At 69.4% G+C, this 23,697-nt stretch carries 23 protein-coding genes; 5 read left to right on the top strand and 18 right to left on the bottom strand.

Features of this window, described 5'->3' with window-relative positions:
- Positions 1–107: 107 nt before the first annotated feature.
- From prcA to FJ091_00670, 8 genes are all read right to left on the bottom strand, one after another.
- Positions 108–803: a proteasome subunit alpha gene (gene prcA, locus FJ091_00705; protein MBM4381863.1), complete on the bottom strand. Its 696-nt coding sequence runs from the start codon at positions 801–803 to the stop codon at positions 108–110.
- 149 nt (positions 804–952) lie between these two features.
- Entirely contained in the window at positions 953–1,747 is a 795-nt protein-coding gene (prcB, locus tag FJ091_00700; protein MBM4381862.1) for a proteasome subunit beta, read from the bottom strand.
- Between the two features lie 70 nt (positions 1,748–1,817).
- Complete coding sequence (locus FJ091_00695; protein MBM4381861.1) at positions 1,818–2,084, bottom strand: ubiquitin-like protein Pup; 267 nt, start codon at positions 2,082–2,084, stop codon at positions 1,818–1,820.
- Between the two features lie 17 nt (positions 2,085–2,101).
- Positions 2,102–3,568: a proteasome accessory factor PafA2 gene (locus FJ091_00690; protein ID MBM4381860.1), complete on the bottom strand. Its 1,467-nt coding sequence runs from the start codon at positions 3,566–3,568 to the stop codon at positions 2,102–2,104.
- Between the two features lie 63 nt (positions 3,569–3,631).
- The gene (arc, locus tag FJ091_00685) at positions 3,632–5,356 is read right to left on the bottom strand and encodes a proteasome ATPase (protein ID MBM4381859.1); all 1,725 of its coding nucleotides are present in this window, start codon (positions 5,354–5,356) and stop codon (positions 3,632–3,634) included.
- A 614-nt stretch (positions 5,357–5,970) separates the two neighbouring features.
- Positions 5,971–6,723: an outer membrane lipoprotein carrier protein LolA gene (locus FJ091_00680; protein MBM4381858.1), complete on the bottom strand. Its 753-nt coding sequence runs from the start codon at positions 6,721–6,723 to the stop codon at positions 5,971–5,973.
- Positions 6,716–9,145: a DNA translocase FtsK 4TM domain-containing protein gene (locus tag FJ091_00675; protein MBM4381857.1), complete on the bottom strand. Its 2,430-nt coding sequence runs from the start codon at positions 9,143–9,145 to the stop codon at positions 6,716–6,718. The genes FJ091_00680 and FJ091_00675 overlap by 8 nt, the downstream gene beginning before the upstream one ends.
- Positions 9,146–9,204: 59 nt before the next feature.
- The gene (locus FJ091_00670; GenBank protein MBM4381856.1) at positions 9,205–9,915 is read right to left on the bottom strand and encodes a 1-acyl-sn-glycerol-3-phosphate acyltransferase; all 711 of its coding nucleotides are present in this window, start codon (positions 9,913–9,915) and stop codon (positions 9,205–9,207) included.
- Between the two features lie 95 nt (positions 9,916–10,010).
- Between FJ091_00670 and FJ091_00665 the strand changes: the two genes are divergently transcribed.
- Positions 10,011–10,466: a single-stranded DNA-binding protein gene (locus tag FJ091_00665; GenBank protein ID MBM4381855.1), complete on the top strand. Its 456-nt coding sequence runs from the start codon at positions 10,011–10,013 to the stop codon at positions 10,464–10,466.
- 42 nt (positions 10,467–10,508) lie between these two features.
- Here FJ091_00665 and FJ091_00660 read toward each other — a convergent pair whose 3' ends face one another.
- The 8 genes from FJ091_00660 to FJ091_00625 form a co-directional block, all read right to left on the bottom strand.
- The gene (locus FJ091_00660; protein ID MBM4381854.1) at positions 10,509–10,853 is read right to left on the bottom strand and encodes a TIGR02266 family protein; all 345 of its coding nucleotides are present in this window, start codon (positions 10,851–10,853) and stop codon (positions 10,509–10,511) included.
- A gap of 81 nt (positions 10,854–10,934) precedes the next feature.
- Complete coding sequence (radC, locus tag FJ091_00655; GenBank protein ID MBM4381853.1) at positions 10,935–11,621, bottom strand: DNA repair protein RadC; 687 nt, start codon at positions 11,619–11,621, stop codon at positions 10,935–10,937.
- Positions 11,622–11,654: 33 nt separating this feature from the next.
- Positions 11,655–12,857 (bottom strand): hypothetical protein, encoded by a 1,203-nt coding sequence (locus FJ091_00650; protein MBM4381852.1) that lies wholly within the window; start codon positions 12,855–12,857, stop codon positions 11,655–11,657.
- Between the two features lie 43 nt (positions 12,858–12,900).
- Positions 12,901–13,719, bottom strand: coding sequence for a zf-HC2 domain-containing protein (locus FJ091_00645; GenBank protein MBM4381851.1), 819 nt, complete (start codon positions 13,717–13,719; stop codon positions 12,901–12,903).
- Positions 13,716–14,360, bottom strand: coding sequence for a sigma-70 family RNA polymerase sigma factor (locus FJ091_00640; GenBank protein MBM4381850.1), 645 nt, complete (start codon positions 14,358–14,360; stop codon positions 13,716–13,718). Before FJ091_00640 ends, FJ091_00645 begins: the two co-directional genes overlap by 4 nt.
- 160 nt (positions 14,361–14,520) lie before the next feature.
- Entirely contained in the window at positions 14,521–15,009 is a 489-nt protein-coding gene (moaC, locus tag FJ091_00635) for a cyclic pyranopterin monophosphate synthase MoaC (GenBank protein ID MBM4381849.1), read from the bottom strand.
- On the bottom strand, positions 15,006–15,860 hold the full coding sequence (locus tag FJ091_00630) for a lysophospholipase (protein MBM4381848.1): 855 nt from the start codon (positions 15,858–15,860) through the stop codon (positions 15,006–15,008). The genes moaC and FJ091_00630 overlap by 4 nt, the downstream gene beginning before the upstream one ends.
- 10 nt (positions 15,861–15,870) lie before the next feature.
- On the bottom strand, positions 15,871–16,401 hold the full coding sequence (locus FJ091_00625) for a transglycosylase SLT domain-containing protein (protein ID MBM4381847.1): 531 nt from the start codon (positions 16,399–16,401) through the stop codon (positions 15,871–15,873).
- Between the two features lie 267 nt (positions 16,402–16,668).
- Here FJ091_00625 and FJ091_00620 point away from each other — a divergent pair, with 267 nt between their 5' ends.
- Together FJ091_00620 and FJ091_00615 are read left to right on the top strand one after the other, a co-directional pair.
- Positions 16,669–17,640, top strand: a complete 972-nt coding sequence (locus tag FJ091_00620) for a HAMP domain-containing histidine kinase (GenBank protein ID MBM4381846.1) — start codon at positions 16,669–16,671, stop codon at positions 17,638–17,640.
- 46 nt (positions 17,641–17,686) lie between these two features.
- Positions 17,687–18,436 carry a prolipoprotein diacylglyceryl transferase gene (locus FJ091_00615; GenBank protein ID MBM4381845.1) on the top strand — a complete coding sequence of 250 codons (750 nt, stop codon included), beginning with the start codon at positions 17,687–17,689 and terminating at the stop codon, positions 18,434–18,436.
- Here FJ091_00615 and FJ091_00610 read toward each other — a convergent pair.
- Together FJ091_00610 and FJ091_00605 are read right to left on the bottom strand one after the other, a co-directional pair.
- Positions 18,433–19,368: a hypothetical protein gene (locus tag FJ091_00610; GenBank protein ID MBM4381844.1), complete on the bottom strand. Its 936-nt coding sequence runs from the start codon at positions 19,366–19,368 to the stop codon at positions 18,433–18,435. The two genes, FJ091_00615 and FJ091_00610, sit on opposite strands and share 4 nt — an antisense overlap.
- Positions 19,369–19,423: 55 nt before the next feature.
- A complete protein-coding gene (locus FJ091_00605) occupies positions 19,424–19,720 on the bottom strand; it encodes a YfhL family 4Fe-4S dicluster ferredoxin (GenBank protein ID MBM4381843.1) in 297 nt (98 codons plus the stop codon).
- Between the two features lie 196 nt (positions 19,721–19,916).
- Between FJ091_00605 and FJ091_00600 the strand changes: the two genes are divergently transcribed.
- A complete protein-coding gene (locus FJ091_00600; GenBank protein MBM4381842.1) occupies positions 19,917–21,578 on the top strand; it encodes an electron transfer flavoprotein-ubiquinone oxidoreductase in 1,662 nt (553 codons plus the stop codon).
- Between the two features lie 299 nt (positions 21,579–21,877).
- A complete protein-coding gene (ppk1, locus tag FJ091_00595) occupies positions 21,878–23,686 on the top strand; it encodes a polyphosphate kinase 1 (GenBank protein MBM4381841.1) in 1,809 nt (602 codons plus the stop codon).
- Positions 23,687–23,697 lie beyond the last annotated feature (11 nt).

Below are 23,697 nucleotides of genomic sequence, written 5' to 3'. Positions count from 1 at the left end.
GACCCTCGCCCCGGTTTGGCGAATGTACCCATCGCTCATCGGCACGTCGCGCGGGCGACTTGCACAGCATCGCAGCGAAGTTGCCGCTGCGCTGCGGGCGCGCGCCGTCAGGACAGGAGCTGGGAGATTTCGTTCTGCGCGAGGCGGCGGAACTTGCGGCCGGTGCGCGCGCGATCGAGCAGCGCGACTTCGAGGTGCCGCGCGCCGAGGTCGGGGTTTCCGTTCTCTGCGCGCTGCAGCGCGTCGCGGCCGAGCTTCAACGCGGCGCCGAGCGAGAGGCCCGCGCGGAAGTGCGTGTTCATGTGGCTCTGGAGGTTGTCGACGCTGCCGCCGATCACGATGAAGCCTTCTTGGTCCTGGATCGTGCCGTCGAAGCCGATCTTGTAGAGCGCGTTCTTCTCGTGGCCCGCGAGATTCTCGTCGCCGACCTCCGCGACCACGATCTCCACTTCGAACGGCTTGATCGAACGCGTGAACTCTTCGCCGAGCACCTGCGAGTAGAGGTTCGCGAGTGCCTTGCCGCGCACGTCGTCGCGGCTGAAGCGGAAGCCCTCCACGTCGGCCCACTGGATGCCCATTTTCCGCAGCCGATCGAACTCGCTGAACTTGCCGACGCCGGCGAATGCGATGCGGTCGTAGATCTCGCCGACCTTCTGCAGCTTGAGCGGATTCTCGCCGACCATCAGCACGCCGCCGCCGAACTCGAGCGTCACGATCGATCGCCCGCGCGCGATGCCTTTGCGCGCGTACTCCGCCTTCTCGGCGGTCATCTGCTCCGGGTTCACGTAGAACGGAAACGCCATCTCTTACGATTCTCCGCTCGGCTTCGCCTCGCTGCGCGCCGACGGAGCGAGCGGGCTCGCTCGGTCGGCTTGCGGCTTCTCGAGCCGCGTTCGGGCGGGGCGTGGTCCTCTTGTTACGGGCGATGTTGGAGTTGCGTCGGCTCGACGCCTCAACCGCGCGGGCGGCGGCGGCGTTCGAGCACTTGCTGGTAGGCCTGCGCGATCTCGTCGTCGGAGACGTCCTCGACGCCGCGCGCGGTGCAGGTCTTCACGCGCGGGAAGATGCCGCGCTCGAGGTCGACTCCGCCGGTCGCGCGGTCTTCGTCCGCGGCGTCCTTCAGCGCCTCGATCGCCATCAGCACGGCGTCGGCGCGCGAGGACTCGGCGCGGAAGCTCTTCTTCAGCGACTCGCGCGCGAAGATCGAGCCCGAGCCGACGCACTCGTACTCGCGCTCTTCGTAGCGTCCGCCGGTGATCTCGTACTTCCAGACGCGGCCCGTGCGACGACGCGCGTCGTAGCCCGCGAACAGCGGCACCACGGCGAGGCCTTGCATCGCGGCGGGCAGGTTCTGCCGGATCAGCTGCGAGAGCGTGTTGGCTTTGCCCTCGAGCTCGAGCGGCTCGCCCTCGATCTTCTCGCGGTGCTCGAATTGCACGGCGATCAGGCGCGCCATCTCGATCGCGGGGCCCGCGGCGCCGGCGATCGCCATCACGGAGGTGTTGTCCGTGACCCAGAGCTTCTCGATCTCGCGGCTCGCGACCTGATAACCCATCGTCGCAAGCCGATCGGCCGCGACGAGCGCGCCGTCGCCGTAGCGAAGACCGAGGCAGGTCGTGCCGTGCGGAACGTTCGGCGCAGCGCCGATCTGCGAGATCAAGCCGCCGAGATCAGGCCGCAGCTGCGGATGATCCGTCGCGAGAAGCTCGAGGAAGCTCGAGCCCTTGTAGCCATCCCAGAACTGCACGCCCCCTCCAGCGTGTTCGAACACCGCGCTCGGCTCGCCCCCCGCGGCCGCTCGCGGCGTTCCGGCCTACCTACTCGCCGCCTCGCTGGACGTAGTTCTTCACGAACTCCTCGGCGTTCTCTTCGAGCACGTTGTCGATCTCGTCCATCAGCGAGTCCATCTCTTCCTTCAGCGCCTCGCCCTTCTTGGCGAGCTTCTTGCCGCCTTCGCCGGACGGTGCGCCGCCCTCACCCTCGCCGCCGCCCTGCTTTTGCTTCTGCTGCTGCTCGGCGGCGTGCGCGACGCCGAAGCCCGCGAGGTCCGCGTCGTTCGCGAGAGAGTGCTTTCGGCGAATCATGGTGTTCTCCTCGGAGGTCAGGTGCGCAGGTTGCGCACGAGCTCGGCCGCCGTCGGCGAGCGGTCGAGCAACTCTTCGACGTGCTTCATCGAGCCTTTGAGCGGTTCCGCCATCATCACTCGCTTGATCGGCTCGTCGCCGATGCCGAACGAGATCGAATCCCAGTTCACGCCGAACACCGCTTCACCGTAGCGCTTGAGGCACTGACCCCGGAAGTACGCGCGCGTGTCCTCGGGCGGCTCGGTGATCGCGCGCACGATCTCGTCGTCGCTGACGAGCCTGCGCAGCTTGCCTTGCCGCTCGAGCAGATACGCGAGGCCCTTCTCGGGCCGCACGTCGTGGAACTGCAGGTCGAGCATCTGCGCCTGCGGCGATTCCCAATCGAGCCCCTTGCGCTCCAGGAACGCCTCGATCATCGCCTGCTTCGCCACCCAGTCGAGGCGATCGGCGAGCTCGCGCGGATCGCGCTCGAGCGCGTCGAGCACGTCGAGCCACGCATCCATGATCTCGGGCGCCCAAGCCGGCAGCTCGCGCGCAGCCTGATACTTCTTCGCGAGCGCGTAGAACTCGCGCTGATGCTGCACCGCGCTGAGCTTCTTGCCCGAGTTGAGCTCGATCGTTCGCTTCAGCGAGATGTCGTGCGACACCTCTTTGATCGCGCGAACCGGATCGCGCAGCGTGAGGTCGCGGTCGATCGCGCCGTCCTCGATCATCGAGAGCACGATCGCCGTAACACCTTGGCGCAGCCAGATCGTGTACTCGCTCATGTTCGAGTCGCCGACGATCACGTGCAGCCGCCGATACTTCTCGCGGTCGGCGTGCGGCTCGTCGCGCGTGTTGATGATCGGGCGCTTCACCATCGTGTCGAGCGCCACTTCCGTCTCGAAGAAGTCCGAGCGCTGCGAGAGCTGATACAGACACGGATGCGCGCGGTTCTCGCTGCCCACCTTGCCCGCGCCCGCGTAGACCTGGCGCGTCACGAAGAACGGCATCAGGTGCTCGACGATCTGCTTGAAGGACGTGCGCCGGTCCATCAAGTAGTTCTCGTGCGAGCCGTAGCTGTTGCCCTTGTGGTCGCTGTTGTTCTTGTGCACGAGCAGCTGCGTTCCGGCGGGAAGCAGCTGCGTCGCCTCGCGGCGCGAGATTTCGATCACGCGCTCGCCGGCCTTCTCGTGAATCACGAGCTCGCGCGGGTTCGTCACTTCCGGGCACGAGTACTCGGGGTGCGCGTGGTCGACGTAGTAACGCGCGCCGTTCTCGAGCGTCTTGTTGCGCGCGATGTTCTCTTGCTGGTTCGGCGTGTACTTCTCGCCGTCGACCTGGAAGCCGCGCGCGTCGGCGAGGGGATTCTCCTGGTCGTAGTCCCACAGGATGCCCGCGAGGCGATCTTCGCGGTACGCGTTCACCAGCAGCACGCAGCTCGAGATCGGGTCGAAATCGCGGTCGTTCTGGACCGCAATTCCGAACTCGATCTCGGTGCCCATCACCTTCGGTATCGCCATCGGCGCTCCACGAACTCCGGGTGACGGGCACGAGCCGCCCGCCGCTTACAGGTACTGACCGGAGTCGACGTTCTCGATGGAGCGTTCCTTCCGGCTGATTCCCGTGATGAGCGTGCGCACGTTGATGATGCGCTCGCCCTTGCGGCCGGAGATGCGCGCCCAGTCGTCAGGATTGGTGGTGTTGGGCAGATCCTCGTTCTCCTTGAACTCGTCCCGCACCGCCGTGTGCAGGTCGTCGATCTTGATGCCGCGCTCGCCCGCGTCGATCAACCGCTTCACCGCCATCTTCTTCGCGCGCGCCACGATGTTCTCGATCATCGCGCCGCTCGAGAAGTCCTTGAAGTAGAAGATCTCGCGCTCGCCCTTCGCGTACGTGACCTCGAGGAACTTGTTGTCGTCGCCCGTCGAGTACATCTTCTCGATCGTCTCGCGCAGCATCTGCTCGCAGGCCCTCGTGAGGTCGCTGCCGTAGCGCGACGTCATCGACGCGTGCATGGGCAGATCCGGCGTGAAGTACTTCGTGAAGATCTCGAACGCGGCCTGCTTGTCCGGGCGGCTCACCTTCACCTTGAGGTCGAGGCGGCCCGGGCGCAGCACCGCGGGATCGATCAGGTCCTGCCGGTTGCTCGCGCCGATCACGATCACGTTCTTCAGCGACTCGACGCCGTCGATCTCGCTCAGGAACTGCGCGACGACGGTGGCCTCCATGTCCGAGGAGATGCCCGATCCGCGCATGCGGAACAGCGAGTCCATCTCGTCGAAGAAGATCACCACCGGCACGTCTTCGCTCGCCTTCTCGCGCGCGCGCTTGAAGACTTCGCGGATCTTGTGCTCGGTCTCGCCGACGTACTTGTTGAGGAGCTCTGGGCCCTTCACGTTGAGGAAGTACGCGGGCGTCTGGCGGCCGCTGCGCTCTTCGATGCGCTTCGCGAGCGAGTTCGCGACGGCCTTCGCGATCAGCGTCTTGCCGCAGCCGGGCGGCCCGTAGAGCAGGATGCCCTTCGGCGGATGGAGCTTGTGCTCCGCGAACACGTCGGGGTGCAGATACGGCAGCTCGATCGCGTCGCGCAGGATCTGCACCTGCTCGCCGAGGCCGCCGATCTGGTCGTAGGTGACGTCCGGAACTTCCTCGAGCGCGACTTCTTCCACCGCGCTCTTCGGCATCTTCTCGAACGCGTACTGCGTGCGCGTGTCGACGAGCAGGTTGTCGCCGACCTTGAGGCGCTCGCGGCGCAGCGGCGAAGCGAGCGTCACGACGCGCTCGTCGTCGGTGTGCCCGAGCACCACCGCGCGGCCGTCGCCGAGAATCTCGGAGATCGAGACGATCTCGCCGCGCTGCGTGAAGCCCGAGCCCTCGACCACGTTGAACGCCTCGTTGAGGACGACGAGCTGACCCTCCTCGAACGTCGTGGTGTCGACGTTCGGATGCACGTTCACGCGCATCGCCTTGCCGTCGACGATGATCTCCGCCGTGCTGTCCTTGTTGCTGCGGATGAACACGCCGTAGCCGTTCGGCGGCGCGCACAGCTTGTCGACTTCTTCCTTCAGCAGCTCGATCTGCTGCTTCGCCTCTTGCAGCGTCGCGACGAGCTTCTCGTTCTGGCGCTCGGCGTCGCCGAGCTGATCGCGCAGCAACGTCGCGCGCCGGCGCTGCGCCTCGTACTCCGCGAGGATGCGATCGAGGCGGCGGCGGAACTCGGCGGAATCGCCGCCGAAGAAGCGCAGCGCCTCGCGCAGATCCTCGGCCTCCTCCTGGAGCGAGCGCGCCATCGTGCGCTCCCGCTCGCGCTCTCCCTCGGCCTCGCCATCGCGCCCGGGGCCGAAGCGGCGCAAGAATCCACGGCTGCTGCGTCCAGATTCGTCGAACTCGCTCATCGCGAACTCTCCACTTCGAGGGCCGCGCGCACGACGCGGGCGGTAGGCACAGCGTTGTGCAAGGCATGTGCCGCGCGACGCTCGCGTCGCGCCTCGTCGCTCCTCTGGGTGTCGATGCTCCGCCTCGTCATCGCGTCCCGCACTCCGCGGCAGGCGCCGCTCGCCCTAATCACTCGCGGCGCCTCGCTGCGTCCCTTCGACGAGCTTGCCCGGGCTCCGCTTCGAAGTGCGAAGGCTCGCCCAAGTGCCCGTTTTTTCGTGACTTTCGGTGAATGGCGAATCTACGAATGCGGTTTTCGAGTGTCAACGCTCGGCGATGCGCAACTTCATCTGCAAACACTCGCGGCGCAAAGCCGCAGCGCATCGAGCGCGCGTCTCGCGCGCAGCGGCAAGCGCGCCGCGCGAAGTTGCCGATGGCCTGCGCGCGGGGTGCCACTCGAAGATGCGAGGTCGTGCGCGGACGGATCGAGAGCGCCGAGTTTCCGACGCGGTGTCGAGAAAGCTGCGTGTCAGCTCGCAGGGGCGTCGAGCTCGATCACGCGCACACCGGGTTCGGGCGTGAACTGAAACACGCTCGCGCCGGGCGCGCGGTCGTAACGAATCTCGCTGAACTCGACCTCGGTGCGATTCCCGAACAGGTCCACGACGGACGTCGCTTGCGCCTCCGCGCTCGCTGCGTCGACGACGAGCTCGAGGTGCTCGTACGTGGCATCGCCCTTCGGCGTCAGCACGAGCTTCACCCGCGCCGCGCCGCAGTCCGCAGCGCGCACCGTGAAGCTGTCCGCGATGCGGCCGTCGCCTAACAAGAACTGGAACGCGGCGCCGGACATGAACTGCTCGCCGACCGCGAGCTTCTGCGCTTCGCGCGCGACGGCGTCGTAGATCCACAGCGTCCTGCCGTCGCTCACGACCAGGCTCGGCTCCGGCGCCTCGTAGCTCCAGCGCATCTTGCCGGGCTTCGCGAGCGCGACGCGACCGGTCGAGACGTCGCCCGCGGGCGAGAGCTGGCTGATCGTGCGCTGCGTGAAGCGCGCCTCGAGGTCGCGCATGCGGTCGTAACGCGCCTGTACGCGCGCGGTCATCTGAGCCGCGCAGTCCGCGGGGGCGGCCGGCTTCGGCGGCGCAGGCTGCGCGGGCTTGGCGGGCGCTTGCTTCGGTGCTGGCGCGGATTGCGCCGCGTCGTCGCCACCTGCAGCGCTCGCGCTGACCGCGGCGAGGATCACGGCGAGCGAGCAGGCCCGCAGCGTGCGCGTGTCAGGCATCGGCGTCTTCGCCGATCGGCGCGATGAACACCTCGCGCGGGCGCACGCCGATCTGCGGACCGACCACGCCCTCGCGCTCCATCTGCTCGATCATGCGCGCGGCGCGGTTGTACCCGACCTTGAGCCGACGCTGGAGATACGAGATCGATGCGTTGCGCGTCTCGGCGACGATGCGCACGGCCATGTCGTAGTGCTCGTCCACGTCCTCGGGATCGATCGCTTCGCCGCCCTCTTCCGCCTCCTCGGGGATCCGTAACAACTCCTCGTCGAACTTCGGCGCGCCTTGGCGGCGCAGGTGCTCGACGAGCTTCGTCACCTCGCGCTCGCTCACGTAGGGGCCGTGCAGGCGCGCGAGCTTCGAGGTGCCGGGCGGGAGGAACAGCATGTCGCCTTGTCCGAGCAGTTGGTCGGCGCCGCCTTGGTCGAGAATCGTCCGCGAGTCGGTGCGCGACGACACTTGGAACGAAATGCGCGCCGGAAAATTCGCCTTGATGATGCCGGTGAGGACGTCGACGCTCGGCCGCTGCGTCGCCAGCACGAGGTGAATGCCCGAGGCGCGCGCCATCTGCGCGAGGCGCTGCAGCGACTCCTCGACATCCTTCGCGGAGACGACCATCAGGTCCGCGAGCTCATCGATCACGACCACGATGTACGGAATGCGCGCGTACTCGACCTCGCGCCCCTCCGCCTCGCCGGGCTTCGGGCGCAGGCGGTACGTCCTCATGCCCGCCGCCTTCGCCTCGTCCACGCGCGCGTTGAACTGCGCGATGTTGCGGACGCCGAGCGCCGCCATCTGCTGGTAGCGCTCCTCCATCTTGAGCACGATGCCCTGCAGCGCGGCCGACGCGCGCTTCGGGTTCGTGACGACGTCCGCGATCAGGTGCGGAATCTTCTCGTAGATCGAGAGCTCGAGCAGCTTCGGGTCGACGAGCAGCAGCTTCACTTCGTCGGGCGTGGCTCGGACCAGGATCGAGCACAGCAGCGAGTTGAGGAACACGCTCTTGCCCGTGCCGGTGGCGCCGGCCACGAGCAGGTGCGGCATGGTCGCGAGGTCGGCCTCGACGGGGTTGCCGAAGATGTCCTTGCCGAGCGCGAGCGTGAGCTTGCTCGGTGCGCCGCGGAACGAGCGCGCCTCGAGCAAGTCGCGGATGTAGACGGTCTCGCGCTCCGCGTTCGGCACCTCGATGCCGACGACGCTCTTGCCCGGAATCGGCGCGATGATCCGGATCGAGAGCGCGCGCAGCGCGAGCGCGAGGTCGTCCGACAGGTTCGTGATGCGGTTGACCTTGACGCCCGGCGCCGGCTCGAACTCGTACATCGTGATCACGGGACCGGGGTGCACCGTGACCACGCGGCCCATCACGCCGAAGTCCGCGAGCTTCTTCTCGAGGATCCGCGAGTTCATGATCAAGCTCTCGCGGTCGTACTTGCGCGCGTTCTCGGGCGGCGCTTGGAAGGTCTCCGCAACGTCGGGCGCCTCGTAGGGCCCGAGCGACGTCGGCTCTGCGAACGTGAACGTCTCCTGCTCGGGCTCGCGCTTGCGCTCGCGCGCGTGATCGACGATCGCCGGCGCAGCGCCACGCGGGCGCGCGGGGGGCGCCGGCGTTTCTGCCGCAACCGCGGGGGCGAGCGGCTCTTCGCCTGCGATCGCGACCGGGGGCGCCGCCGCTTCCTCCGCACCTGCGAGCTGCTCGCGCGTCTCCTCGACGCGTTCGCGCCGCGCACGCCGCTCGCGCCAGACTTCGAGCTGCGTCCAGCCGCGCTGCGCTGCGTCGGCGCCCGCGAACGCCATGCGGTGCGCCCAGCCTCCGAACGCGAGCGCGCCGCGCCCCGCGATGCGCGAAGCCGACACGCCGCCGCGCGCGAGCGCCGCGAGCGCTTCGCCCGCGGGTACACCTGCGAAGCCCGCGAGCCCGACCGCGAGCAAGAGCGCGTTCACGAGGAAGGCGCCGTAGGTGCTGATCAGCAGCGACTCGATCCCCGCGAGGCTGCCGCCGACCCAGCCACCCGACACGCCCGCGAACTGCTCCGGCGAGAGCATCGGCAGCACGGACGCGAGCGTCGCGATCGCTCCCCACGCGACGCCGCCGGCGATCCAGAGATGGCGCGGAATCGCGAGGCGTCCGGCCGTGAGCAGCGATGCCGCGACCGCACCGAGCGCCATGACCACGCCCCACGCGGCGACTCCGGCGAAGCGGTGCAGCAGGCCCGCAACCGTGGCGCCCGCGACGCTCGCCCGGTTCTCGACGTGGGTCCACTCGAGCACCGCGTCCGACGGCGAGTAGCTCCAAAGCGCGACCGCTGCGAGCGCGACGAAGCCCGCGAGCAGGACGCCGCCTGCTTCGCGCGCAACTCCGCCGCCCGGCGCGCCCAGGAAGGACGCGCGCGCACGTGTCTTGCGTGCGGCCGCTGCTTTGGCCATGCGCCCCTCACCCCCGCGATGGGCAACTCGCGCAGCCTACCCAGCGCGGCGAGCGAGCGTCAACGATTCCGTTGCAACTCCGCGTCGTATCCCGCTTCGATCGCCGCAGCGACACGCTGTTTGAGCGCCTCGCGATCGCGCGCATGCGGGCCCGCGATGGGGATCGGCGCGCCGTACACGACCTTCACGGGGCCCGAGAGCACCTTCAGCGAGTGCTTGGGCGTGAGCGCAGCGCTGCCGGACACCGTCACGGGAATCACCGGGACGCCGGCGTCGACCGCGAGGTGAAAGCCGCCGCTCTTGAAGGGCTGGAGCTTCCCGTCCGGGCTGCGGGTCCCTTCCGGGAAGATGATCACGTTCGCGCCGGCGCGAACGCGCTCCGCCGCGCGCCGCAGGCTCTCGACCGAGCGCCGCCGGTTGCCGCGGTCGATCACGATCTGATCGGACAGCGCGAGTGCCCAGCCGAAGAACGGCACGTAAGTCAGCTCTTTCTTCGCCACGAAGCGCCACGAGACGGGCAGCGTTTCGATGATCGCGCCGATGTCGAGCACGCTCTGGTGGTTCGACATGTAGACGGCGCACGGCGTCGCGCGCACGTGCTCGAGCCCCTCGACCTGCACCTCGATGCGGCTCGTCGCGAAGATCCAGCGGATCCAATTGCGCCCGATCCACACGATCGCTTCGCCGCTGAACGGCGCGACCACGGTCGCAAGCGCTCCCCAGAAGACGGTGTAGAGCGCGATCAGACAGAAGCGGACGAAATAGAACATGCGAATTGGCGCGCGATCCTAGCGTCCTTGCTTGACGCCCCTCGCGCGGCCAACCAAGATGCCGCTTACACCCCGAGTTCCGTCGGAGAAACGAAATGGCCAGCGTCAACAAAGTCATTCTGCTTGGAAACCTCGGGCGCGATCCCGAGCTGCGATACACGCCGAGCGGCCAGCCGGTCGCGAACTTCTCGATCGCGACGAGCGATTCGTGGAACAAGAAGGACGGCAGCGGACGCGAGGAGCGCACCGAGTGGCACCGCATCGTCGCGTGGGGCCGCACGGCCGAGCTGTGCGCGCAGTACCTCTCGAAGGGGCGCACGGTCTACATCGAAGGCCGCCTCCAGACGCGCGAGTGGGAGAACAAAGAGGGGCAGAAGCAGCGCACGACCGAGATCGTCGCGAACACCGTGCAGTTCATCGGTGGCGGACGCGACGGCGGTGGTGGTGGTGCACCGCGCGGCCAAGGCGGAGGCCAGGGCAGCGGCGGAATGAGTGCTGGCGGCGGCTTCGACGGCGGCCCGCCGCCCGCGGACGACGAGATCCCGTTCTAGCTACCGGGCGAGCGCACGGCTCAGCGCGACGGCGCGTTCTCTCTAGCGGCGCAAGCTGCGAACGAGGTCGTCGATCGCGCGGCGCGCGGTGGCGTCGAGCGCTTCGAACTCGACCGCCATGCCAGCGACACCGTCGTCGTCCTTCGTCTGCACGCGCACGACGCGACCGGAGACGCGAATCGCGCGCTCACCGCCCGGCAGCTGGAAGCTCAGCGAGACCGGTTCGTCGAGATCGAGCGGGCGCTCGGTCGCGATGAAGACGCCCCCTTCGTTGATGTCGCGCGTGAACTCGCTGAACAGCTCGTCGACGCTCTCGTACTGAACGGAGATCTCCGCTCCCTCGCGGCGCGAGCGGCGGCGGTCCGTGTGAGTGACCTGGCGAGCCATGGCCCGCTTTTCGGAGAGGACTCGCGCGGACTTGACTGCGCCAGCTGCGCGTCGGCTCGCACCTGCGCGTCGCCGCTTGGGTCACGGGTCGCGCGGTGGCGGCGCGATCTCGCCGTCTTCGCGCAGGCTCGCGAAGCCGCGCTCGGCCACGATCACGTGGTCGAGCACCGGAACCCCGAGCAGGTTGCCCGCGCTCGCGAGGCGGCGCGTGAGCTCGCGGTCTTCGGGGCTCGGAGTCGGGTCGCCGCTCGGGTGGTTGTGCACGAGCACGATTGCAGCCGCCGCTTCGCGCAGCGCGGGACGGAACACCTCGCGTGGGTGCACGAGGCTCGCGGTGAGCGTGCCCTGCGAGGCGAGCACGCTGCGGATCACGCGATGCCGCGCGTCGAGGAGCACGACGTGGAACTGCTCCGCGACCGCATCCCGAAGCCGCGCGTGAAAGTGCCGATGGACGTCCTCAGGACTCGCGATGCGGTCGCCGCGGCGCAGCGGCGTGGCCGCGGCGCGCCGGCCCAGCTCGAGCGCGGCGAGCACGCTGCCCGCCTTGGCAGGGCCGATCCCTGCGATGCGCGCGAGCTCTGCAGGCGCGGCCAGCGCGAGCGAGCTGAGGCTCGCGCTCGCGAGCAGCTCGCTCGCGAGATCAGTTGCCGAGCGCCCGCGCGCTCCGGTGCGCAGCAACAGCGCGAGCAGCTCCGCGTCGCTCAGCGGCGCGGCGCCGTGAGCGAGCAGGCGCTCGCGCGGGAGGCGAGAGCGATCGTCTTCGTGCATGGGGTTCGTCCGCGGGACCACGGGGCGAAGTCGTCATTGCGCGGGCGCGCAGGCTCGCTCTGCGGCCGCGGCTCGCGCGAGCGCCGACGCGAACGCCTCGCTCGGTAGATCGGGCGCGAGCCACGCGTGCAGCGCGCGCGACTCAGCGCCGGCGGACGCGAGCCCGTTCGCAAGCGCGCGAATCGCGGCGAGCGCGCCATTCACCTCGGCGACGCGCGCGAGCGCGACCTCGCGTTCGAGCGCGCGCGCGGGATCGAGCCGCGCGCCGTCGACGAGCCCGAGCTCGCCGCGGGGCGAGAGCTCGGCGACTCGCTGCAGCGCGAGCGCGCTCAGCTCGCGCGCGAAGCGCTGCTCGCCCGCGAGCGCGCGCGCGATCGAGTCGAGCCCGACGGCGGCGCGGAGCTCGCGCTCGAACGCGAGCGCACAGCCCGTCACTTCGTGCGCCGTCAGAGGCTCCAGCGCGCGCGACGCTGCACGGCGCAGCGCGGCGCCGCGATCGGGCGGGATCCAGCGCGCGATGATCTCGTGTCCGCCGCCGGTAGCCGCGTGCGCGGTCAGGCGCAGCTCGTGGCTCGCGTGGCTCGGCGCACGCTCCAGCTCGAGCGCGAGGTCCGCGCCGAGCGGCCTCGCGCGCGCGCTCGCGAGCGCAGCGCCGTGCAGCGCCTCGAGCGCAGCGGCGAACGCGCTTTCGCGTGCGGCGCCGGTGAAGACGAGTCGGTCGCCGCGCGGCGTTCCGGCGAGCCTCACACGGAGCGCGCGATCGCTCGCGATGCGCAGCTCCGCGACGTCGCCGAGCTCGAGCAGCGAGACCCGAAGCTCGCGCGGCGGGAGCGGCTCGAGCTCGACGTGCAGCACGGGCTCGGCGCTGCGCGCAGCGAGCGTTCGCACCACCGAGCTGAAGCCCGCCGAGTCGGCGCGCACGCGCAGCCGATCTCGCTCACCCGCGCGCGCGAGCGCCGGCAGCTGCGCGATCAGCGGCGACTCCCCCGCGCCGCGCGCGAGCTCGACGCCGTCGCGCAGGTACGCGATCTCGACGCGGACGCCGCTGGGCTGCGTGTCGATGCGCAGCGCGCGCGGCTCGCGTGCTGCGTCGCTCAGCGAGTCGGCCACGCGACGATCGCGCAGCGGCGCGGCGCGAACTCCCGCGAGATCGACGCGCGACTCCGCGTGCGTCGCACTCGCCAGCACCGCGGCTGCGAGGAGCCGAGCAAGTTGCCTGAGAAGTCGCCGACGCATGCGGCGACCCTATCAGCGGCTCACACGCTCCGCCGGAAAGCGGTCACTCGCGAGACGGAGCCGGACGCTCGAGGCGAACGACGATGCCTTCGACGCGCGGGTCGCGCAGGCCGCGCAGCCGCACGACGACGCGCTCGGCATGACCCGCGCGCGCTGCCTCCATCGAAATCGCGCTGAGCACGCGCTCTTGCGAAGCCGGCGGGAAGGCTGCGACTTCGTTCACGAACACCGGCGGATCCTCGAGCGCGAGGTCGACGAGCTGGCGCCGGAAGCTGCGGCACTCGGCATCGCGGGGCCGCGCTGCGCACGCTCGCCACACGCCCGATGCGTCTTGCAGCACGAAGTGATCGAAGCGGCGGCGCTCACGTACGGGCGTCGCCCCCGGCGGAACCTCGGCGCGCGACACGAGCGTGACGGGCGGGGGCGAGAAGGAAGGCGCAGAGAACGGCGCCGGCGCGGCCGCCGGTGCTTGCGGAACCTGCGGCGGAGCCGCTGCCCACGGCAGCTGAATGTTCACCTGGACCTGCAGAGCCGTCGCGACCACGAACAGCGCGGCGACTGCGCTCGCGGCCGGCATCCAGTTGCTCGCGAGCGCGGCGTCCGCGAGATCGCGCACGCGATCGCGCCACGTCGGCGCAGCTTCCCCCGCTTCGATGCGCGCCTCGATTCGCGTCGCGAGAAATGCGGGCTCTTCGAGCTCTGGCAACGACCGCAACAACTGCACGGTCGCGCGCAGCTCGGCGAGCTCGCGGCGGCACTGCGCGCACGCGTCGAGGTGAATCGCGACGGCGCGCTGCGCGCGTTCGGACAGCGAGCCATCGAGGTACTCGGAGAGCCGCCGCCGCGCGCGCCAGTGCATCATTCCGCGGCCCCGACTTCGCGCGCGAGGTCGGCGAGCTCGCGCCGCAGCGCATGACGCGCGCGATGGATGCGTGACTTCACCGTGCCCTCCGCGATCTGGAGGATTTCGGCGATCTCGCCGTAGCTCAAGCCCTCGATGTCGTAGAGCACGACCGGCGCGCGGAGCGCTTCGGGCAGCGCGGCGAGACAGCGTTGCACGCGCTGCTGCACCTCGCCGCCGCCGATCGCATCCTCGGGGCCACGCGGCGTGAAAGGCAGCGCCTGCCCGATCTGCTGACCCTGCGCGAACTCCTCGGTGCGCGCGCGGCGGCGAGTCTGGCTGCGCTTGCGATTCAGCGCCGCGTTTACCGCAACGCGGTAGACGAATGTCGAGAAGCGCGACTCACTGCGGAACCGATGGCCGTGCCGGTGCAGGTTGAGGAAGGTCTCCTGCGTCGCGTCCGCGGCGTCGTCGCGGTCGCCGAGCATGCGCGCGAGCATGCCGAACACTTTGCGCTGGTGACGCCGCACGAGCTCGCTGAAGGCGACCACGTCGCCGGCGCGCCAACGCGCGACCAGGGAAAGATCGGGGTCGATCGCCTGCGCGTCGGCCGCCGCCGGCGCGGCAGTCGCGCCAGTCCTCGGGAGAATCGGTTCGGTCACGAATGCCACGCGCGATCTGACACCGCGCCCCCCTGCCGGTTCCGGCGCCGCCCGGCGAAATCATCATGACAGACGAAGCGTCGGACGCGGCATTCGCTGCGACTGCCGATGCGCTCGGTCTCGAACCAGCAACCTCCGCCGCAGTTGCACGAGGCGCCAGCTATTTCTCGCCGGTTCGCTCCCACACTCCGCTCTTGCCGCCGCTCTTGCGCACGAGTCGCACCGCCGTGACGGACATCCCCCGGTCCATCGCCTTGCACATGTCGTAGATCGTGAGCCCCGCGGCGCTCACGGCGACCATCGCTTCCATCTCGACGCCCGTGCGCCAATGCGCGCGCACGGTCGCCTCGACCCGCACGCAGCTCGCGGCGGAATCGGGCACGAGCACCACCTCCACGGCGTCGAGCGGCATCGGGTGCGCGAGGGGGATCCACTCGCCGGTGCGCTTGGCGGCCTGGATGCCCGCGATGCGGGCGGTCGCGAACACGTCTCCCTTCGGCGTCGCTCCGCTCGTGATCGCCTCGAGCGTCGCGCGGGCCATCTGCACCTCGCCGCGCGCGACGCACACGCGCTCGGTCACCTCCTTCGCGCCGACATCCAGCATGCGCGCGCGGCCCTGCTCGTCCAAGTGCGTGAGCTTCGCGCTCATGTCCCCGCCTCACTTTCGAGCCACTTCCACGCGTCGCCGAACACGCGCTCGCGCTCCGGCTCGTTGAAGATCTCGTGGCGCAGATTCGGATAGATGCGCAGTGCGCTGCCCGGCGCCCGCAGCTGCGCGGCGAACTCCTCGCTCGCGGATGCGATGCAAATCGGGTCCGCGGCGCCGTGCATCATCAGCACAGGCACGTCGATCGCGCCGGCGCTTGCGCGAACCCGCGGCGCCATCGCGATCAGCTCGGCGCCGAGCGAGGCCGTCATCGTGCGGACGACGAGCGGGTCTGCGAGGTAGCGCCGGAAGACTTCCTCGTCTCGAGAGAGCCCACTGAGATCGAGGCCGCTCGCCATCGCCAGCTGCGGCGCGAGCCGGCGCAGCGCGCGCGCCAGCCACAAGCGCCACGCGGGCACCGCGCGATCCGGCGCGAGCGCGGGAGCGGAGATGATCGCGCCGCGCAGCGAGGGCTTGCGCAGCGCGAGATACGCGAGCCCGATCAAGCCGCCCATGCTGTGGCCGACGAGCGTGAGCGGAAGCCCCGGGTGCTCTTCGCGCACGAGCTCGTGAATCGCGGTGAGGTCGTCGAGGTACTCGTCGAACGACGCGACGTGCGTGCGCCGGCCGCCCGATCGCCCGTGCCCGCGCAGGTCGTAGGCGTAGACCGCGCAGCCTCGCGCGGCGAACCAGGCGGCGAGCTCGTCATAGCGCCCGCTGTGCTCGCCGAACCCGTGCACCAGCAGCAGCACTCGCTGCGGCTCGAGCGCCGGGAGCCAGACGCGGCGGAAGATCGCGAGATCAGCCGGCGCGGTGTGCCAGCCCTCGATTCGCCGCAGCGCCGGGTCGCTCATCGCCGCAAGGTCACGCCTCTAGCTCGGCTCGCAAGCGCTCCCGCGCGGCCTTCACCTTGTTCAGGTAGCCGGGGCCCTTGATGTTGCCGCCCCAGAAGTAAGCCGAGATGCCGTCCTCTTCGCCCAGGCGCCGAATGTTGCTCGCCAGGATCGCGCAGCCCGCCTCGACGTTTGCCTCGACGGTCGACGGATTCCCGGCCATCCCCATGGGCCGGATCATGTGCGGCATCACCTGCATCAGCCCGAGCGCACCAGCCGGGCTGCGCGCCCACGGCTTGCCGGAGCTCTCGACCTCGATCACGGCCGCCACGAGCACCGGGTCGAGCCCATACTTCTCCGAGTAGCGATCGATCGCCGCCTCGATGCGATCCAGCTGGCCGGGCGTCAGGTGCGGATTCAGGCCAGCGATGCGGGCCACGATGCGCTCATGCTGCTCGGGCGGCGCCGCCGAGACGGCGGGCGTACCGGGCGCGGGCGGCTGACTGCCGCTCAGCATGAAGCCCGAGAGCGCGACGAGCAGGAGTACTTGGTTTCGGGTCATTGAAGACCCTCCCGAAGCCGCCCCCAACGCCGATCGCGCGACCGGGGGCGCGCGTTCGATCGCGGGGGGTGTCGAACCGTATCGGACGGGCGCGCGAGGGAGCACTCCCAAAGACTGTGCCTGCCGGTCGGCTGCGCTCCGAAGGAGATGCGAGCACCTCGCTCAGGTGATTGAGATTCCCCCCGAAATGCCGCGTTGATAGGATTCGATGCCCCGCGGGCGTGTCTGCGGGGCAATTGCTGAGCCGATGCGATCGAGGTGCCGATCGTGAAGCAACCGTGGGATGCGACCGGCGCACTCGAGTCGCTCGCGGAGTTGGTCGCGTACGTCGACGCGCCCCTCGTGCTCGTCGACGCCGCGGGGGTCGTGCGCGCCGCGACCGAGCGCATCGCGAGCGGTCTCGGCTACTCGACCCCGTGCGAGGTCCTCGGCCGTCCCGCTGAGGAGCTCGGCCTGAGCCTTGGCCCGCATGCCGGCCCCAAACGCCAGCTCCGCGAGCTGGCCCACGCGGACGGATCTTCGCGCCGGGCGAGCGCGCACGGCGCCCGGCTTGGAGACGCGACGCTCGTCTACGTCGAATGGGAAGAGACAGCGCCCGACCGGGTCGCCGCGCTCGCCCACGACCTGCGCTCTCCGCTGTGCGGTGTGATCGGGTTTTCTCGGCTTGCGCGCGAGGAGCTTGCGCGCGGCAACACGGCCCGCGCGGTGAGCTTTCTCGAGCGCATCGAGCGTTTCGCAGGAACGCTCCAAGCGCTGATCGAGTCAGCCGCCGACCCGACGCACCAGCCGCTGGCCGACGTGACCCGCGTGGTCGAAGAGATTCGCGCCGAGCGCAAGCAGGAGCTCGACCGCAAGGGCGTTCGCCTCGTGACTCCGCTCGATGCGCCCGCGCTCGCCTGCGCGCCCGGCAGCCTCCATCGCGTGCTGTCGAACTTGATCGACAATGCCATCGATCACATGGGCGACCCGGTCGATGCGACGATCTGCGTGGAAGTTCGCTGCGGAGGCGACGTCGCGACGCTGACGGTTCGCGACAACGGCGTCGGCATCCCGCGCAGCGAGTGCGAACGCGTCTTCGCGGCGGGCCACAGCAGCGCGCATGCCGCGAGCGAGCGTCCGCGCGGGCTCGGTCTCGCGATCGTGCGCGACCTCGCCGCGCGCTGGGGCGGGCGCGCGTGGGTCGAGAGCATCCCCGGCGAGGGCGCCGCGGTACACGTCACGATCCCGATCGCGCGCTGAGCGCGCGCGATGACGCGCGCAGTCGAGTCTCCTAGGGTGCCGCGCCATGTACCCCGTGCTTTGGGAGCCGTTCGGCTTCGCGATCAGCTCGTTCGGCGTGATGGTCGCGATCGGCTTTCTCGTCTCGGACTACGTCGTGGCGCGGCGCTTCCGCGAGATGAAGCTCGATCCCGAGCTGTCGTCCACCATCCTGATCTACGCGGTCGTCTTCGGCGTGCTCGGCTCGAAGCTCTATTACGCCATCGAGTTCACGCTGCGCGGGGAAGCTGAGTTCTTCCCGGCGCTGCTCTCCCGCGCCGGCATGGTGTGGTTTGGCGGGCTGATCCTCGGAACGATCGGTGTCACGGTTGGCACCTGGCTCCACAAGATCCCGACCGCTTCCGTGGCCGCAGCCGTCGCGAATGCGGCCCCTTTCGGCCAAGCGTGCGGGCGCATCGGCTGCTTCCTCGTGGGCGACGACTACGGCAAGCCCACCGACGCGTGGTACGGCATCGCGTTCCCGGAAGGCGCTCCGCCCACCGTCGTGCCCGTGCACCCGACCCAGCTGTACGAGACCGCGTGGCTGATCTTCATCGGCATCGTGCTGTGGAGGCGCCGCAAAGCGAGCCCGTTCTTGTTCGCGGAGTACGGCGTGCTCGCCGGAGTCGGGCGCTTCGCCGTCGAGACGCTGCGTGTGAATCCGCCGATGGCGTTCGGGCTGACCGGCGCGCAGCTGATCGGGATCACGATGGTCGTCGTGGGAGGCGCGGCTTGGCTCTACGCGCGCCAGAGGGCGCACGCGTCGCCTGACAACTAGGCGCGCGAGGAGAGCGCGCGCAGGCGGTCCGCGAGCTGCGCCGCACGCTGAGAGAGCGCGGCATCGCTCGCCGCGAGCTTCTTCGCACCCGCCATCGCGGACGCTGCGAGCGCTGCAAGGCGCAGCTCGTCGCCGCCGGGCTGCGCGCCCACCCACGCTTCGAGGCCACTCAGCGCCGCGTCGTAGCGGCCCGCGAGGTACGCGCTCATGCCGTCCGCGAACGCGCGCTGGCGAACGAGCTCGGGGCCGCGCTCGCCGCGCCGCTCGGCCTCGGCGAGCGCGCGCGTCGCCTCCGCGAAGAAGCCGCTCGCGAGGTACGACCACGCGGCGCGGCGCCACGCGGCCCCGGCGCTTCCGTGCAGATCGGCCAGCGCGGCGTCCTCGCTGCGATCGAACGCGCGCGCGAGCTCGCCCGCGTTCTCGACCAGGAAGCGCGCCAGCAGCCCGTTGTCCGCGTAACTGCTCAGCAGTACGCGGAACTGCGCCGTCGTCCGCCCTAACAACACGCGCGACTCCGCCACCGACTCCTTGAGGCGCACGCGCGCGTCGCGCACGAGCTTGTCGAACTCGGCGAGCAGGCCGCTCTCGTCGCTGACGCCGCGCGCGCGCAGCGCGGCGACCTTCGGCGCGTACACGTCGGCCTGATAGACGTGCTCGCGCAGCTTCATCGCCTCGTGGAAGAGCGAGCCCACCGCGAGATCGAAGAGCGCGCTCGTGGCGATCTCCGAGTCGTCGCCGCGGAACAGCGCGTGGCAGCGCTCCTTCAGGCGGAACAGCACGCTGCGCTCGTCGTCGCCGACGAACTCGCGCACCTCGTCGAAGCGCAGCGAGCCCGCCGCCTCGCTCGCGCCGATCGCGCGCAGCGCGCGGTGCGCGGCCAAGAAATCGCGCGCGATGTCGACGATGGCCGACTCTGCGCGCATCGCGCTCACGCCCACTCTGAGTGCGCGAACACCGCACACCGCGAGCGCATGCGCATCGCTCGCACTACTTGCGGAAGCGCGACGTCTCGGCGGACAGCGCGAGACCCGCCGCCTTGTCGGGATGAATCGCCTTCGCGCGCTCGAACAGCAGCGCCTCGTCTTCGGTGTTGTTGGGGTCGGGCACGCAGCAGTCGACGGGGCAAACTTCGGCGCACTGCTCGGTCTCGTGGAAGCCCACGCACTCGGTGCACAGCGCCGGGTCGATCACGAACGTCTCTTCGCCCTCGCTGATCGCCTCGTTCGGGCACTCCGGCTCGCACACGCCGCAGTTGATGCACTCCTCGGTGATCATCGTCGCCATCGTTCTCTCCAGCTGCCGAGCGCACTCGGTTCGGGCGAAAGGCGGCGCACCATAAGGAAGTGACGAAAGCGGGTCAACGCGGCGACGCGACTCGGCTTTTTCGATTTCTCCGACGGCGGGAACCTGCTTGACCCACTCCCCCCCTCTCCTATCGTGGCTCCTCTTTTTCCGGCTCGGATGAGCCCTCGGAGATCGCATGGCCGTCGAACGCGAAGTGATGGAAGTGGACGTTCTGTACGTGGGCGCCGGCCCGGCAACGCTCGCTTCCGCCTACCACCTCGTGAAGCGCTGCGAAGAGCGCGGCCTCGACAAGCCTGCCGTGCTCGTGATCGAGAAGGGCGCCGCAGTCGGCGACCACATGCTGTCGGGCGCGGTGATCAACCCGAAGGGCATCTCGGAGCTGATGCCGGACTTCGTGGAGCAAGGCTTCCCGACCGAGCACATCTGCACGAACGACATGACGTACTTGTTCGTGGGCAACATGGCGATTCGCGCGCCGCTGAATCCGCCGATGTTCGCGAAGCGCGGCTACCACGTGGCCTCGCTCAACAAGGTCGCGAAGTGGCTCGCGGAGAAGTGCGAGGCGCTCGGCATCGACATCTACTCCGGCTTCGCGGGCGACAAGCTGCTGATCGAGGGCGGCAAAGTCGTGGGCGTGCGGCTCGGCGACATGGGCGTCGACAAGCACGGCAAGCCGAAGGGGACTTATCAGGCCGGGATGGACATTCGCGCGAAGGTCACGGTGCTCGGCGAAGGCGTGCGCGGCAGCCTCACCAAGCAGCTGGTCGAGCGCTTCGGCCTCGAGGGCGAGAACCCGCAGGTCTACGAGACGGGCATCAAGGAGATCTGGCGCGTCAAGCCGGAGAAGCACCGCCCGGGCCGCGTGATCCACGGGATGATCCCCGCGAACCTGCCGAAGTTCTTCGGTGGCATGTGGCTCTACGACCTGCAGGACAACCTCGTGTCCTACGGTATGGTGAGCGCGCTCGACGCCTCGAGCCCGTTCCACGATCCGCACCTCGAGGCGCAGAAGTTCAAGACGCACCCGTTCATGCGCGACCTGCTCGAGGGCGCCGAGCTCGTGCGATACGGCGCGAAGACGATCCCGATCGGCGGCATGTCCTCGATGCCGAAGCTCTACTGCAACGGCGCGCTGATCGTCGGCGACGCGGCCGGCTTCTGTAATGCGGAGAAGCTCGCGGGCGTCCACATGGCGATGAAGAGCGGCATGATGGCCGCGGACACGATCGTCGACGCGCTCGCCGCCGACGACTTCACCACGACGACGCTCGGAGGCTACACCGAGCGCTATCGCGGGAGCTGGGCGTACGAGGAGCACCGCCAGGCGCGCAACTTCCACGGCGCCTTCACGATGGGTCTCCCGTTCTTCATGCTGAACGAGCCCATCCGCATGTTCCTCTCCGGCGGCCGCGGGCTCGTCGACAACATCAAGTTCGAAGCCGGCCACCACGAGATGAAGAAGCTCGCCGAGCTTCCGGCTGGGCAGCGCGAGAAGGAGAAGTTCGAGTTCGACGGCAAGCTCACCTTCTCGAAGGAGCACCTCGTGCAGTTCTCAGGCACTGCGCACGAGGCCGACCAGCCGTCGCACCTCGTCGTCGCCGACACCGATCTGTGTCGCGACCAGTGCGCCGAGGAGTACGGCAACCCGTGCCAGCACTTCTGCCCGGCGGCCGTTTACGAGATGGTCGACGACGGCGAGCGGCCCGGGAAGAAGAAGCTCTTCATCCACCACGAGAACTGCGTGCACTGCAAGACGTGCGACATCGCGGATCCTTATCAGGTGATCACCTGGACGCCGCCTGAGGGGGGCGAGGGGCCGGATTACGCAGGGATGTAGGCGGCGGCGAGGTGTGCGGCCTCTGTGGGCGGTCTGAGTAACGGGGCTTGCGCTCTTCCTTGTTTACTTCGCTTTCCGCTCCGAAGACTCCGCGGAAAGCTGCGCGCTTCGCTTGCGGCCTCGGCCGACCCGCTTGGGAGTAGCGTTCGTCATCCGAGCCGATCTGGCTCGGGTGGCGGCGCGTCAGCCATCGTGCTCCGCGCGTTGGCGCCTCCCGTTCGCTGCGTTCCCTAATGGTTGATCGCTGTTGCGATCTCTTGCAGCGGGATGATCAGCATGCGGCGGGTGGGGCGGGCGGGTTGACGGCCGGCGGCGAGGTCGCGGGCGGCGCGTTCGACTTCGTGGCGGTCTTCGTCCCAGAGGTAGACGCCGGGAGCTTCGGCATCCGCATCGCGAGTTGGAAGGACCTCGGCGCGAGCGCGCGCGAGTCGGCGACGAGTTATTACGAGAGCCACGTCGAGCCCGTGCTCACGCCGCTCTCCGTCGACAGCGCGCATCCGTTTCCCGCGATCTCCAACCTCTCGCTGAATCTCGGGGTGTGGCTCGAGAACCCCGAGCAGCAGCGCGCGATCTCGTTCGCGCGCGTCAAGGTGCCGCCGAACCTGCCGCGCTTCATCGCGCTTGGCGGCGGCGAGCCGCTGCTGCCGATCGAGGAGCTGATCGCCGCGAAGCTCGATCTGCTCTTTCCCGGCATGCGCATCCTCGAGCAGCACGCATTCCGCGTGACGCTCGACGCCGACCTCGAGCTCGATGAAGGCGAGGCCGACGACTTGCTCGACGCCGTCGCCTCGGGCCTGCAGCGCCGCCTGCGCACGAACCATCCAGTGCGTCTCGAGGTCGAGCGCGAAATGCCCGAAGGCATGCGCGCGCTGCTGCGCGAAAACCTCGGGCTGCGCGTTGACGACACCTATGAATTCCATGCGCTCGGCGAGCTCGGCGATCTCTGGGAGATCGCGAATCTCGAGCGACCCGAGCTGAAGTTCCCTTCGCTCGTCCCCGTGCAACCTCCGCAGCTGCGCGGCGAGGAGCACGAGCGCGCGCCGGATTTTTTTGCGGTGCTGAAGCGCGGCGACGTGCTCGTGCACCACCCCTACGAGTCTTTTCGCGGCTCGGTCGAGGAGTTCGTGTGGCAGGCCGCGCGCGATCCGCACGTGCGCGCCATCAAGCACACGCTCTACCGCGCCTCTGGCAACGAGAACCCCGTCGTGCTCGCGCTCTGTCACGCCGCGCGCTCCGGCAAGGAAGTCGCAGTGGTCGTGGAGCTGCGCGCGCGCTTCGACGAGCGCGCGAACATCGAGCGCGCGCAGCTGCTCGAGCGCGCCGGTGCGCACGTCGTCTACGGAGTGATCGGGCTGAAGACGCACGCGAAGCTCGCTTTGGTGGTGCGCGAAGAGCCCGGCGGCGTGCAGCGCTACTCGCACATCGGCACGGGCAACTACAACCCGGTGACGTCTCGCGTGTACGAGGATCTCGGCCTCTTCACCGCGTCCCCCGAGATCGGCCGCGACGTCGCGCTGCTCTTCAACCATCTCACCGGCCTCTCGCGCGCGCCGAGCTACGAGAAGCTGCTGGTCGCGCCGCACAACCTGCGCAGCGCGCTCGTCGAGCAGCTGGATGCCGAGATGCGCGAGCCAGACGGCAGCGCGTTCATCAAGGTCAATGGCATCCAGGATGCCGCCATGATCGATGCGCTCTGCGAAGCCTCGCGCGCCGGCGTGCGCATCGAGCTGGTCTCGCGCGGGATCAGCTGCCTGCGACCCGGCGTGCTCGGCCTTTCCGAGCGCATCACGGTGCGCTCGATCCTCGGCCGTTACCTCGAGCACTCGCGCATCTTCCGCTTCGGCTCGGAGCGGCGCGGCTACCGCTATTTCATCGGATCCGCGGACCTGATGACCCGCAACCTCTCGCAACGAATCGAGGCGCTCGTGCCGATCGAGACGCCGGCGCACCAGCGCCGGCTCGATGCACTGATCGAAGCCGCGCGGCGCGACGACGATCACGCCTGGGAGCTCGATCAAGACGGCGCGTGGCATCGCGTCGCGCGCCGGGCCGGCGCGAGCCTCCAGCGCGCGATGCACGAGGCGGCCGCCGCCGAGCGCGCGCGTTGACGAGCGCCCCG

The sequence above is a fragment of the Deltaproteobacteria bacterium genome (assembly GCA_016875395.1).
GTDB lineage: Bacteria > Myxococcota_A > UBA9160 > UBA9160 > UBA6930 > VGRF01.
Note: the sequence above shows the minus strand (reverse complement) of the source record. Positions and strands in the feature narration are given on the sequence as shown.